At 65.1% G+C, this 11,308-nt stretch carries 13 protein-coding genes; 2 read left to right on the top strand and 11 right to left on the bottom strand.

Annotation, left to right across the window (positions count from 1 at the left end; translation table 11 throughout):
- Window positions 1-2: 2 nt before the first annotated feature.
- The 10 genes from SPYCW_RS12560 to SPYCW_RS12605 form a co-directional block, all read right to left on the bottom strand.
- A complete protein-coding gene (locus tag SPYCW_RS12560; RefSeq protein WP_120217049.1) occupies window positions 3-434 on the bottom strand; it encodes a RidA family protein in 432 nt (143 codons plus the stop codon).
- Entirely contained in the window at window positions 431-1,210 is a 780-nt protein-coding gene (locus SPYCW_RS12565; RefSeq protein ID WP_120217050.1) for a 2-keto-4-pentenoate hydratase, read from the bottom strand. Before SPYCW_RS12565 ends, SPYCW_RS12560 begins: the two co-directional genes overlap by 4 nt.
- Before the next feature lie 9 nt (window positions 1,211-1,219).
- Complete coding sequence (locus SPYCW_RS12570) at window positions 1,220-2,698, bottom strand: 2-hydroxymuconic semialdehyde dehydrogenase (RefSeq protein WP_120217051.1); 1,479 nt, start codon at window positions 2,696-2,698, stop codon at window positions 1,220-1,222.
- Window positions 2,695-3,522 carry an alpha/beta fold hydrolase gene (locus tag SPYCW_RS12575; protein WP_120217052.1) on the bottom strand — a complete coding sequence of 276 codons (828 nt, stop codon included), beginning with the start codon at window positions 3,520-3,522 and terminating at the stop codon, window positions 2,695-2,697. The genes SPYCW_RS12570 and SPYCW_RS12575 overlap by 4 nt, the downstream gene beginning before the upstream one ends.
- Window positions 3,522-4,271 (bottom strand): ABC transporter ATP-binding protein, encoded by a 750-nt coding sequence (locus tag SPYCW_RS12580; protein WP_172595486.1) that lies wholly within the window; start codon window positions 4,269-4,271, stop codon window positions 3,522-3,524. The genes SPYCW_RS12575 and SPYCW_RS12580 overlap by 1 nt, the downstream gene beginning before the upstream one ends.
- Window positions 4,268-5,023, bottom strand: coding sequence for an ABC transporter permease (locus SPYCW_RS12585; protein WP_120217054.1), 756 nt, complete (start codon window positions 5,021-5,023; stop codon window positions 4,268-4,270). The genes SPYCW_RS12580 and SPYCW_RS12585 overlap by 4 nt, the downstream gene beginning before the upstream one ends.
- Window positions 5,020-5,577, bottom strand: coding sequence for a VOC family protein (locus SPYCW_RS12590; protein WP_120217055.1), 558 nt, complete (start codon window positions 5,575-5,577; stop codon window positions 5,020-5,022). The genes SPYCW_RS12585 and SPYCW_RS12590 overlap by 4 nt, the downstream gene beginning before the upstream one ends.
- Complete coding sequence (locus tag SPYCW_RS12595) at window positions 5,577-6,614, bottom strand: ABC transporter substrate-binding protein (RefSeq protein ID WP_232014699.1); 1,038 nt, start codon at window positions 6,612-6,614, stop codon at window positions 5,577-5,579. The genes SPYCW_RS12590 and SPYCW_RS12595 overlap by 1 nt, the downstream gene beginning before the upstream one ends.
- A 2-nt stretch (window positions 6,615-6,616) precedes the next feature.
- Entirely contained in the window at window positions 6,617-7,534 is a 918-nt protein-coding gene (locus SPYCW_RS12600; protein ID WP_232014700.1) for a fumarylacetoacetate hydrolase family protein, read from the bottom strand.
- Between the two features lie 149 nt (window positions 7,535-7,683).
- Window positions 7,684-8,511: a sulfite exporter TauE/SafE family protein gene (locus SPYCW_RS12605; protein WP_120218280.1), complete on the bottom strand. Its 828-nt coding sequence runs from the start codon at window positions 8,509-8,511 to the stop codon at window positions 7,684-7,686.
- A 186-nt stretch (window positions 8,512-8,697) separates the two neighbouring features.
- On the opposite strand from SPYCW_RS12605, the gene SPYCW_RS12610 reads away from it, so the two are divergent.
- Window positions 8,698-9,501: an aspartate dehydrogenase gene (locus SPYCW_RS12610; protein WP_120217058.1), complete on the top strand. Its 804-nt coding sequence runs from the start codon at window positions 8,698-8,700 to the stop codon at window positions 9,499-9,501.
- 12 nt (window positions 9,502-9,513) lie between these two features.
- Window positions 9,514-9,960 (top strand): VOC family protein, encoded by a 447-nt coding sequence (locus SPYCW_RS12615; RefSeq protein WP_120217059.1) that lies wholly within the window; start codon window positions 9,514-9,516, stop codon window positions 9,958-9,960.
- Window positions 9,961-10,143: 183 nt separating this feature from the next.
- Here SPYCW_RS12615 and SPYCW_RS12620 read toward each other — a convergent pair whose 3' ends face one another.
- Complete coding sequence (locus SPYCW_RS12620; protein WP_120217060.1) at window positions 10,144-11,136, bottom strand: amidohydrolase family protein; 993 nt, start codon at window positions 11,134-11,136, stop codon at window positions 10,144-10,146.
- Window positions 11,137-11,308: the final 172 nt, after the last annotated feature.

Consider the following 11,308-nt stretch of genomic DNA (forward strand, 5'->3'; position numbering starts at 1 on the left):
CGCTATCCTTTCGTCGGCGCGCGCGGGATGAAGGCGGTAGCCTTGATCTCGATCAGCAGGTGGGGATGGGGAAGCTGGTGGACGGCAACCGTCGTGCGCGCCGGACCCGCTTCGTCGAAAAATTCGGCGCAAACCGCATTATAGCCGCCGAAATCATTCATGTTGACGAGGAAGCTCGTCACATCGACGACGTCGGCGAGCGATCCGCCGGCGTCGGCGAGGATCGCCGCGATATTCTCGATCACCGCGCGCGTTTGCTCGCGAATGTCGAGGCTGACCGTGCCATACTCGTCCGCCGATGCGCCCGCGAAACTATTGTCGGACCGCCGCGAGCTGGTGCCCGACACGAACACAAAATCACCCGCGCGGCGATAGTGCGGAAAACGGCCGCGCGGACGCGCCTTGCCCGGGATCACGCGTCCCTCCCCGCTCATGCTTCGCCTCCAGCAATGGTAAAACCGACGCGGCCTAGATGCCCCGCGTCGAGCGAGACCGCCTGCGCCGCGCCCATCGCCGCCGCGGCGGTCGCGCCGCCGAGCATGATCGTCCAGCCGGGCTGCAACGTCAGCCCCGCCGCCCCCGCCAGCCGCGCCGCGGCGACGAGCGAGCGGATCGGATCGCCCAGGATTGCCGCGCTCGAGCCGGTTTCGACAACGACGTCGTCGACACGCATCGCCATCGCGACATCGGCGACGTCGGTGGTGGCGGGAAGCCACGGCCCGACGACAAAGGCCGATGACGAGGCATTGTCGGCGACCACATCGCCCAGCGCGAAGCGGAAATTTTCGTAGCGGCTGTCGATGATCTCCAGTGCCGCGGCGACCGCATCGACCGCCGCCAGCGCTTCGTCGCGCGTCACCTCACCCACCAGCGGCGCTTTCAGCCGCACCGCAACCTCGGGCTCGACGCGCGGATGGATGAAGCGCGCGCGGTCGATCGCGGCGCCGTTAGCGACCACCATGTCCGACGTCAGCCGTCCCCATATCTGGTCGGTCAGCCCCATCTGGGCCATCTTCGCCTCGCTGGTGAAGCCCATCTTCACCCCCACAAGTGTGGCGCCGCGCGCCAGCCGGTGGTCGATCGCGGCGCGCTGGATCGCATAGGCGTCTGTGAGCGACAATTCGCCCTCCTGCCCGGTGATTTGCGCGATCGCCCTTGCCTCGCTGGCGGCGGCGTCGAGCCTTGCGGCAATAGCGGCAATGTCGGCCATAGGATCCTCTTACAGCTTCACGCAGATATTGGTCGGCTCGGAATAAAAGCCCAGCGAATGTTCGCCGCCCTCGCGCCCGATGCCCGACAGCTTCATGCCGCCGAACGGGGTGCGCAGGTCGCGCAGGAACCATTCATTGACCCAGACGATCCCCGTTTCCATCTGGGCGGCAACACGGTGCGCGCGCCCGACGTCGCGGGTCCAGATCGCCGCCGCCAGGCCATAGGCGCTGTCGTTCGCGAGTTCGATCGCCTCATCCTCGCGGTCAAAAGGCGCGATGTGGCAGACCGGGCCGAAAATCTCTTCACGCACACAGCGCGCGTCGGGACCAAGGCCGGTCAAGATCGTCGGCTGGACAAACGCCCCCTTATCGAGCGCACTCCCAAACGTGGGCACCCCGCCGCCGGTCACCACCGTCGCCCCCTCGTCGCGCGCGAGCTGGTAATAGCCGAGCACCTTGTCGCGGTGACCGTGCGAGATCAGCGGCCCCATGTCGGCGCCGGACCAGGGATCGCCGATGGTCAGCGCCGCGGCGCGCTCGGCCAGCGCCTTGACGAAGCGATCGAAAATCGGCCGCTCGACATAGACGCGCTCGGTGCACAGGCACACTTGCCCGCAGTTGGAGAACACCGACCGCACCGTCCCTGCCACCGCTTCGTCGAAATCGCAGTCGGCAAAGACCAGCGCGGCATTCTTGCCGCCCAGTTCGAACGACACCGGCTTCACCCCCGCCGCCGCGACGCGCATGATCGCACCACCCGTCGCCGATTCCCCGGTAAAGGTGATCGCGTCGATGTCGGGATGCGCAGTCAGCCACTCGCCGGTGGATGCAGCGCCAAAGCCGTGGACCAGGTTGAACACCCCCGGTGGCACCCCCGCGGCGTCCATCACCTCGGCGAGCAGCGCCGCGGTCGATGGCGTTTCCTCGCTCGGCTTCACGACGACGACGTTGCCGCAGGCGAGCGCCGGGGCGACCTTCCATGTCATCAGCAACAGCGGGAGGTTCCACGGCGATATGATCGCGACCACCCCCAGCGGCCGCGCGATCGCATAGTTGATCGCGCTGCGTCCGCCCGGCAGGTCAGTGCGGAAACTCGGCATCGCGCGCGCCTCGGCGAGGCCCGCGAAGGCACGGAAATTGGCGGCGCCGCGCGGGATGTCGATCGTGTGCGCCTGATGCAGCGACTTGCCGGTGTCGGCGATCTCGGCCGCGGCGAATTCGTCGAAGCGCGCCTCGATCCCTTCGGCGACGCGGACAAGCAGCTTGCACCGCTCGGCCTGCGACATCTTGCCCCACGGCCCCTTGAGAGCGCGCCGCGCGGCGGCGACGGCGCGATCGACGAGCGACTGGTCGGCCAGCGACACGCGCGCCGCGACCTCGCCCGTGACGGGGTCCACATTGTCGAATTGCGCACCGGTCGCGACAAACGCGCCGTCGACATAGTTGAGGATATCGCGGTTTGCGAAGGGATAAGCCGTATCGGTCATGCCTGCCCCCCGACGCACGCATAGCCTGCGGTGTTGCTGTGCGCCGCGCCACCTTTCCCGACATGCCCCGCCATCTGGAGCAGCGAAAGGAGGGTGTCGTTGAACTGCACCGGCTGTTCCAGAAATGCCGAGTGGCCCGCATCGTTGATCTCGACCAGGAACGACCCCGCGACCTCGGCCTGCACCATCCGCACCGCCTCGACCGGGAACAGCCTGTCGTCGGTCCCGCACAGGAACAGGACCGGAAATCCCTTGCCGCTCAGCGCCGCCGCGGGCTGCGCGTCGAACAGCCCGGTCAGGCTGTGGCGATCGGCGGCATTGAAGCTGGCGATCTGGGCATAGAGCGCTGCCAGCTCGCGCGGCGCCGCGGCCCCAAGCACGCGTTCAATCTGTCCCATCGAGGCGGTCTTCGCCCGCGCTACGTCCATGATCGCCTTGACCTCGCCCGTTTCGGCAATGCCGTGCAAGCTGTCGCAGATCGCCAGCGCCGCGACCCGTTCGGGCGCGCGGTGCGCAAAACCGATACAGCTGCCCGCCCCCATCGACTGCCCGACCAGCGCCACCTTCGCCTCGCCCAGATGGTCGAGCAGTGCCGCCAGATCGTCGACGAAGCCATCGCGCCCGCGCCCATCCAGGTCGCGCGACAGTCCGAAGCCGCGATGATCGAACAGGATGACGCGGTTCGACCGCGCCAGCGCGTCGAGCTGGCGATACCAGATCGCATGATTGCCGCCGATGCCGTGCGCCAGCACCACCGCCGGTCCCTCACCGTGCGCCTGCCAATAGATTTCGGCGCCCGCGGTCGCCAATAGGCCGCTGTCCATCACGATACTCCCATCAATTTGCTGAGCCGGACGACATAGTCGCCGAACGCCGGATCCTCGCGCGTGACGCTGGGGTCGCGCGGGCGCGGCAGGTCAATGCGGACATCCTCGACGATCGTCCCCGGCCGTTCGGACATCACGAGCACCCGATCGGACAGCAGTACCGCTTCGGAAATGCTGTGCGTGACCAGTACCACGGTCTTGCGATCGCGTTGCCAGATCCGCAGCAATTCCATGTTGAGTCGGTCGCGGGTCAGCGCGTCGAGTGCGCCGAACGGTTCGTCCATCAGCAGCACCTGCGGATTACGGGCGAGCGCCTGCCCGATCGCGACACGATGCCGCATCCCGCCCGACAGCTGGTGCGGATGGCTGGCCTCGAACCCGGTCAGCCCCAGCGTTTCGACAAGCTCGGCGAACGCCGCGTCGCTGGGCCGCTGCACCGCGACATCGAGATCGATGCCGAGCAGCAGATTGTCGCGCACGGTAAGCCAGGGCAGCAGGTTCGATGTCTGGAACACGAACCCCATTTCGGGCGCGGGCGTCGTCACCTCGGCACCATTGAAGCGGATGCTGCCATCCTCGAACGACGTCAGCCCGGCGATCAGGCGTAGCAATGTGCTTTTTCCGCAGCCCGACGGGCCGAGGACCGAAACAAACTCCGCCGCACCAATATCGGCGCTGACATCGCCCAGCACGCGCAGGTTGCCGAACGTCTTGCCGACGCTCGCCATCGAAATCACCGCACTCATGCTGCCCGCCACCAGATGAAGCGTTCCCAATAGGCCACGCTGTAGAAAAGAATGAGCGACATCAACGTCACCGCGATCAACGCCGCAAAGGTCAGCGTCGTATGCCCCGAACCCGACGCGGTCAGGATCAGATTGCCCAGCCCGTCGTTCGACCCGACAAATTCGCCGACCACCGCGCCGATGACCGCCAGCGGCATCGCGACCTTGCACCCGTCGAGGAAGCTCGGCAGCGCCGCCGGAACGCGCAGCCGCCAGAAACTCTGCATCGGCGTTGCGCGCAGCGCGCGGAAATGCTCCTCCAGATGCGCGGGGGTGCTCGCCAGTCCGCCGAGCGTCGAGATGATGATCGGGAAAAAGGCGAACAGGAACGCCATGATCAGTTTCGAGGTCAGCCCATAGCCGAACCAGACGACGATCAGCGGCGCGAGCCCGATCTTTGGAATGCTCTGCAGCGCAACGAACAAGGGATAGACGGTGCGTTTCGCGGTGCGCGAGAAATAGATCAACGCCGCGATCGGCACCCCCAGCGCCACCGCGATGACAAAGCCCCAGAACACCTCGGTCAACGTCACCAGGCTTTGCGCCAATATCGGCGCGCGCGACTGCCACAGTTCGGCCAGGATCGCGCTCGGCGGCGGCAACAGATAGGATTGCACCCCCGACCAGCGCACCCCGAACTCCCAGCCAAGGCCGAGGAGGAGGAAAAAGCCGGCGCTGATCAGACGATCGCGAGTGATGGGCGATGCGCTCATTGCCCCCCCTCCTCGTCGATCAGTGACTGAATACGCGCCGGTGGCGGCACCAGAAAATGTTCCAGCTGCCAGCGGTCGAATGTTTCCAGCCGTTTGCCGTCCCAAACCGACGGGGTGTAGGGATGGTCGGCGTCGATCCGCGTCATGTCGGTGTAGAATTCGACATTGTTGCCGTCGGGGTCACGGAACACCAGAAAGCTGTTCGCGCCCGGGCCATGCTTGCCGATGCCGCGGTCGATGGTAATACCGCGCGCGATCAGCATCGCCGCCACCTTTTCCATCTCGTCCATGCTTTCGAGCCGATAGGAAAAATGCTCGACCGCAGGAAAATTTCCCTCGGGCGTCGCCGTGTGACCGGGCGGCAGTTGCAGCAGCGCCAGATCATGATGATCCTCACCGGCGCGCAGAAACACCATCTGATGGTCGATCCAGTCGGACACCGCGAGGCCCATGACCTCGGTGTAGAAAGCGAGCGAACGATCGATGTCGCGTACCTTCAGCACCAGATGGCCAAGCCGTGTCGGTCGCGGGCGATAGACGGCGGGATCGGTCATCACCGCGTCCCCGTCGGCACGAAGGCATTGGTGAACAGCGCCGCGGTCGCGTCAAAGCCCTGCAACTGGCCGCTCGCCTGCAGATAGGTCACGGTTCGCGCGATCTTTTCGGGGTTCAGGCGGTGCGATCCTCCTTCGGCCGCCATCAGCGTCGCGGTTTCGCGGATCTGCCGTTCGGTCACCGCTTCGTCGAGCAGCGGATGATGCTTGCGAAGGATCGCGAGCGCGCCCTTCGGATCGCGCGCTGCGTCGGCATAGCCGCGATAGGCAGCCGTCAGGAAGGCGCGCACCAGCTCGGGCTCCTTTTCGATCAGCGCATCGCGCGTCGCGAAGCCGCTGCCGTACACGTCCAGCCCGAAATCGGCGTAGGCGATGCGCCCGATCGTCACCCCCTTTGCCTTCGCCACCTTGTCGAACAGCGCCATCGAATTGCCCAGCCAGCATTCGGCGGCGTCGATGCGCCCTTCGACAAGCGACGACACGACGATTGCCGGATCAAGCTGGATCTGTTCGACGCGCGCCGGATCGACGCCATTATCCTTCAGCCACGCGGGCAGCAGCGCCTGGATCGGCGAGCTTTGTCCGGCGCCGAAGCGCAGGCCGGCGAGGTCGGCGGGCTTGGCGATCTGGTGGCGTTCCTTGACGAAGCAGGCACCCGCGGGCAGCCGCATATTGATGCCCCCGATCATCTTCGCCGCGCCGCCTTTCGACCGGTTGAGCGCCACCGACAGCGGGTCGATATAGGCAAATTCGAACATGCCCTGATCGAGCTCGTTCGCAGTCCGGATGCCGCCAAAACCGCGCACGGTTTCGACATTCAGCCCGGCCTCGGCGAAATATCCCTTGTCCTGCGCGACAAAGATACCGGCCATGCTGCCCTGCGGCAGCCAGGCCATGTTGAAGCGGACGTTGCGCGTGTCGGCTTGCGACACCGCCTTGGATGCGCTGCCGCCAAAGGCGCTCCACAATGTCAGCGCCGCGATTCCCGCGACGATCAGGATCGGGACCAACAGCGAACGGCGGGACAAGGCGGCCATGATCATGCTCCTTTCTGCAGGTGCGGCGCCGCGACGGGATTGGCGAGTTCGCCAATACCGTCGACCCACGCGGTCATCACATCGCAATCCTTCAGGAACACCCCGCGCCCCATGCCGACCCCGGCGGGCGTACCCGACGCGATCAGGTCGCCCGCGCGCAGTTCAAGGATGGTCGAGAGATAGGCGATCTGCTCATAGATGTTGAAGATCATCTCGGACGTGTTGCCGTCCTGCATCGTCTCGCCATTGACCTTCAGCCCCAGGCGAATGTCGTGCGGATCGCCCAGGCAATCGCGCGGGACGAAGACGGGTCCCAGCGGGGTAAAGCTGTCGAAGCTCTTGCCGCGGAACCAGTCGTGCGAAAAAGGGAAGTCGCTGCGGCGGGTGCGGTCGCGCGCCGAGACGTCGTTGACGATCGTGTAACCTGCGATCATCGCGTGCGCGTCGGCCACCGCGACATTCTTTCCCGATCGCCCCAGCACGACCCCGAGCTCGACCTCCCAGTCGGGGCGTGACACCTGCGGCGGGACGACGACCGTCGCGCCGGGGCCGACAATGCTTTCGACCGTCTTGAGGAAAATATAGGGTTCGCTGTCGGCCTTGGCCGCCAGCTTCGTGTGCATTTCTTCGGCATGTTCGATGAAATTCGATGCGGCGGCAAAGATACGGCGCGGTTCGAACGGGGCGGCCAGCTGGGGCGCCGCCATCCCGCCCGAAACATTCTCGAGCACCCGGGCGAGCGCGGACAGCGCGTCACGCCGGGCGTCCCAATCGCGGATGATCGTCGATACATCAGCCGCGACCGCCGCAAAGCCGTGCGCGCCGGCAGCATCATGAAGGTCGTGAAAGGCGTCGCCGACCTGGATTACGGGGCGCGGGCCGTCGGCTCCGGCGTGGGTGGCAAGGGCGAACCAGGTCATGCGGTGATCTTTCTTTCGAGGGGGACGGGCAAGCGCGGGCGCGGCGCAGGCGAGCGCGGCGCCCCCAATCTGCGCAAGCGCGGTGCGGCGGTTGAAACAGCGTGGCGCAACGAACGGGCCAAAATTGTGAAGGGGACCGGGCATCGCATCTATCCGAACGCCCGGATCAGCATCCGCACCGCGACGACGGTCAGGAACAGGCCGAACATCAGGCTCAGCTGCCGCTTTGACAGCGCGTGCGTTATGCGCGCACCCCACGGCGCAGTCAGGTAGGATACCGGCGCGATGATCGCGAAGCCGATCAGATTGACATAGCCGAGGCTGCCGGGCGGCAGGTCCTCGACATTCCAGCCGGTGACGACGAACGCCGCGGTCGCGGGAACGCTGATCAACAGGCCGAACAGCGCCGCTGTCCCGACCGCGCGGTGGATCGGAACATTGAACAGCGTCATCACCGGCACGCTGAGCGTGCCGCCTCCGATCCCCATCATGCTGGAAATGCCGCCGATGCCAAAGGGGATGAGCTGGCCGACTGGTCCGCCGGGAACCGCGTCGGCGATATGCTTGCCCTCCAGCGGCAACAGCATCTTGATCGCGACGATCAGCGCAACAGCACCGAACACCGCCGACAACATGTCGCCGCTCACCCGCGACGCGAGCAGGACGCCGGCAATCGCGCCCAGAAAGATCGCGATGCCCCAGCGGCGCAACTGATCGCGATCGACCGCGCCCTTGGCATGATGCGCGCGCGACGATGAGATGGCGGTCGGCACGATCGTCGCGAGCGAGGTGGCGACCGCGACATGCATCCGCACCGCGCTGTCGACATCAAGCGCCGCGAGCACCAGGTCGAGCACCGGGACGATGACGATCCCGCCGCCGACGCCCAGCAGTCCGGCAATCACGCCGCCGATCGCTCCGGTCAGCAGCATCATCGCCGCCAGCGTCAGCAGATCAGGATTCAAAAGCGAATGCATCGGCTCCCCCGCAAGTTCGATCTTGCTTGTGCGGATTGCCCGATATTCAGTCAAAGATAGAAAATGAGCCCATATATAACGAAAAATATATAACGATTGCGATCGAGCATTCTATATATTTTCAGGGATAGCAGTGCGGCGATTGGATATTATCGCATATAGCACAGACCCCGTAGCGCCGATGCCATGATGAAGATTGGCATCGCCGGGTTCGGCACCATCGGCCGCGTCGTGGCGCGCCATATCGAAGCCAGCGCGCTGCCGCTGGAACTCGCTGCAGTATCCGCAGGCGACCCGGTACGCGCCACCACGGCGATGGCGCAGCTGCGCTCGCCGGTTCCGATCGTCGACACCGCCGGGCTCGTCGCTGTATCAGACGTCATCGTCGACAGCGCCCCCACAGCCGCCTTTCGGGACATTGCCACCGCGACGCTCGGCGCAGGCAAAACGCTGGTCACGGTCAGTGGCGCGGCACTGATGCAATGGCCGGAAGCGATCGAGATCGCCCGCGCGCATCGCGGGCGCATCATCCTGGCGACTGGGGCGCTGCTCGGGCTCGACGCCGTCCGCGCTGCCGCCGTCGGCACTATCCACTCGGTGACGATGGTGACGCGCAAGCCGGTGAAGTCGCTGGTCAAAGCCGAACATGTCGTGCGCAACCGCATCGACCTTTCGGGGCTTACCGAGCCGCTGAAAATCTTCGCGGGCAGCGCGCTCGAAGGGGCGATGGCCTTTCCCGCCAACGTCAATGTCGCCGCGGCGCTCGGGATGGCAGGGATCGGTCCGGCGCTGACCCGGCTCGAAATCTGGGCCGACCCGGCGCTCGAACGCAACACCCACCGCATCATCGTCGATTCCGACAGCGCGCGCTTTGAACTGATCATCGAGAATATTCCCACCGACGAGAACCCCGGCACCGGCCGGATCACCGCGCAAAGCATTGTCGCGGCGCTGAACGATCTCGTCAGCCCCATCCGTATCGGAACCTAGAAAGGCCCAATCATGACCACCCGCCTCCGCCATGTGGCGATCGCATCCGCCGACCCCGACAATTCGGTCGGCTTTTTTACCGACGTGCTCGGCTGGACGCTGGCCGGCAAGATCGATAGCCGCAACGCGCGCGGCTATTATGTCACCGACGGCCACATCAACATCGCGCTCCTTTGCTTCAAGAACCGGCCCGCAGCGGGAATGGAATTCCCCGAAGGCTACACCGGGTTGCACCATATCGGTTTCCAGTGCGACGACATCGCCGCGGTCGTCGAGCGGTTCGAAAACTCGGGCTACGCCCCGCGCCACGACGTCAATCTGGCGCAGGGGCTGGGCAAGAACCCTGCCAAGGACAATGCCGAATATAAAATGACCGGCCCCGAAAATGTCATGGTCGATGTGTCCGAACGGGGCTGGGCGGGGACCGAAAGCTTTCAGGGCGCGCCCAAGGCGGACTGAACGCAGCGCCGCGTGACCGCGCGGACAAAAGGAAGGCGGCTGGAGTATCGCTCCGGCTGCCTTTTTTGGTGTCCGCAGGTGCAGTTTACATCGTCATTGCGAGCGAAGCGAAGCAATCCAGGGTGGCGTGAACCGCTCTGGATTGCTTCGCTTCGCTCGCAATGACGAAATTCCTAGCGGGCGCTACAACCCCAGGAACGCCTTCGCATTGCCACTCATGATCTTTGCCTTCTGCGCGGTACTCAACCCGTCATGCCCCATCACCAGCGACCCGATGTCCTGCTCGCCGAGCGGGAACGGATGGTCGGATCCCAGCAGCACGCGATCCTCGCCCATCACATCGATCAGCAGGCTGAGCGCGCGCGGATCGAACACCGCGGAATCGACAAAGAAGCGATCGACGTAGCTCGACGGCGGATTGGGGCAATCGACGCGCACGATGTCGCGGTGGGTCCAGGCATTTTCGACGCGGCCGAGCAGGAAGGCAAAGCTGCCCCCGCCATGGCCAAAACAAATGCGCAGGTTCCGGGGCAGCCGTTCGAACGCGCCCGACAGGATCAGCGACAGGATCGAAAGCTGGGTCTCCGCGGGCATCGCCACCAGCCAGGGCAGCATATATTTGGGCATCCGCTCGCGCGCCATCATGTCCCATGGGTGGATCAGCACGGCGGCGCCGACGTCGGCGCAATGGGTCAAAAAGGTCTGAATTCCCGCATCGTCGAGGTTGCGCAGCCCCATATGATTGCCGATCTGGACCCCCAGATGGCCGGTCGCCATCGCGCGGCTGACTTCGGCGCACGACAGGTCGATGTCCTGGAGCGGCACCTGCGCCAAGGCCTTCATGCGATCGGGCGCATGGTTGCAGAAGATCAGCGCTTCGTCGTTGAAGCGCTGCGCGCATTCCAGCGCCTTCGCCGCCGGGCGGCTATAGCCGAACATGATCGGGGTGGCGCAGATGACCTGCAAATCGATGCCCTGCGCGTCGAGCGCCTCGACCCGCCGCGCGGGGTCCCACAAGATGTCGTCGACGGGGCGAAACTCGCTTGCCCCCTGCATGATGAAACCCTCGCCGCCGCCGGCATCGTGCAGCCACGGCAGCCCTTCGGTTTCCGCCCAGGCGCGATAATCCGCATCCATCAAGGGAAAGAAATGGCTGTGCATGTCGATGACCGCCATTTTTTGTGAAGCCTCTTTGGTCATGACTATTGCCGCATCCCCGTTCGCCGTCGCGCCTGCTCGCCGGATCGGGCGCAGGCCATGACCGTGGGTAACGGCGCTTGGCTATCAACAATAATCCCGAGACTTGCCCTCGCTATTATAAAATGGATATAACCATCGAAATCCGCTG

It is taken from the genome of Sphingopyxis sp. EG6 (assembly GCF_003609815.1).
Lineage (GTDB): Bacteria > Pseudomonadota > Alphaproteobacteria > Sphingomonadales > Sphingomonadaceae > Sphingopyxis.

What these genes read in the sequence shown, in the direction of transcription:
- SPYCW_RS12605 (WP_120218280.1), bottom strand. Translation starts at nt 8,511, where the DNA reads ATGCATTCGCTTTTGAATCCTGATCTGCTGACGCTGGCGGCGATGATG.
- SPYCW_RS12570 (WP_120217051.1), bottom strand. Translation starts at nt 2,698, where the DNA reads ATGACCGATACGGCTTATCCCTTCGCAAACCGCGATATCCTCAACTAT.
- SPYCW_RS12620 (WP_120217060.1), bottom strand. Translation starts at nt 11,136, where the DNA reads ATGGCGGTCATCGACATGCACAGCCATTTCTTTCCCTTGATGGATGCG.
- SPYCW_RS12610 (WP_120217058.1), top strand. Translation starts at nt 8,698, where the DNA reads ATGATGAAGATTGGCATCGCCGGGTTCGGCACCATCGGCCGCGTCGTG.
- SPYCW_RS12585 (WP_120217054.1), bottom strand. Translation starts at nt 5,023, where the DNA reads ATGAGCGCATCGCCCATCACTCGCGATCGTCTGATCAGCGCCGGCTTT.
- SPYCW_RS12590 (WP_120217055.1), bottom strand. Translation starts at nt 5,577, where the DNA reads ATGACCGATCCCGCCGTCTATCGCCCGCGACCGACACGGCTTGGCCAT.
- SPYCW_RS12560 (WP_120217049.1), bottom strand. Translation starts at nt 434, where the DNA reads ATGAGCGGGGAGGGACGCGTGATCCCGGGCAAGGCGCGTCCGCGCGGC.
- SPYCW_RS12580 (WP_172595486.1), bottom strand. Translation starts at nt 4,271, where the DNA reads ATGAGTGCGGTGATTTCGATGGCGAGCGTCGGCAAGACGTTCGGCAAC.
- SPYCW_RS12595 (WP_232014699.1), bottom strand. Translation starts at nt 6,614, where the DNA reads ATGGCCGCCTTGTCCCGCCGTTCGCTGTTGGTCCCGATCCTGATCGTC.
- SPYCW_RS12615 (WP_120217059.1), top strand. Translation starts at nt 9,514, where the DNA reads ATGACCACCCGCCTCCGCCATGTGGCGATCGCATCCGCCGACCCCGAC.
- SPYCW_RS12600 (WP_232014700.1), bottom strand. Translation starts at nt 7,534, where the DNA reads ATGACCTGGTTCGCCCTTGCCACCCACGCCGGAGCCGACGGCCCGCGC.
- SPYCW_RS12575 (WP_120217052.1), bottom strand. Translation starts at nt 3,522, where the DNA reads ATGGACAGCGGCCTATTGGCGACCGCGGGCGCCGAAATCTATTGGCAG.
- SPYCW_RS12565 (WP_120217050.1), bottom strand. Translation starts at nt 1,210, where the DNA reads ATGGCCGACATTGCCGCTATTGCCGCAAGGCTCGACGCCGCCGCCAGC.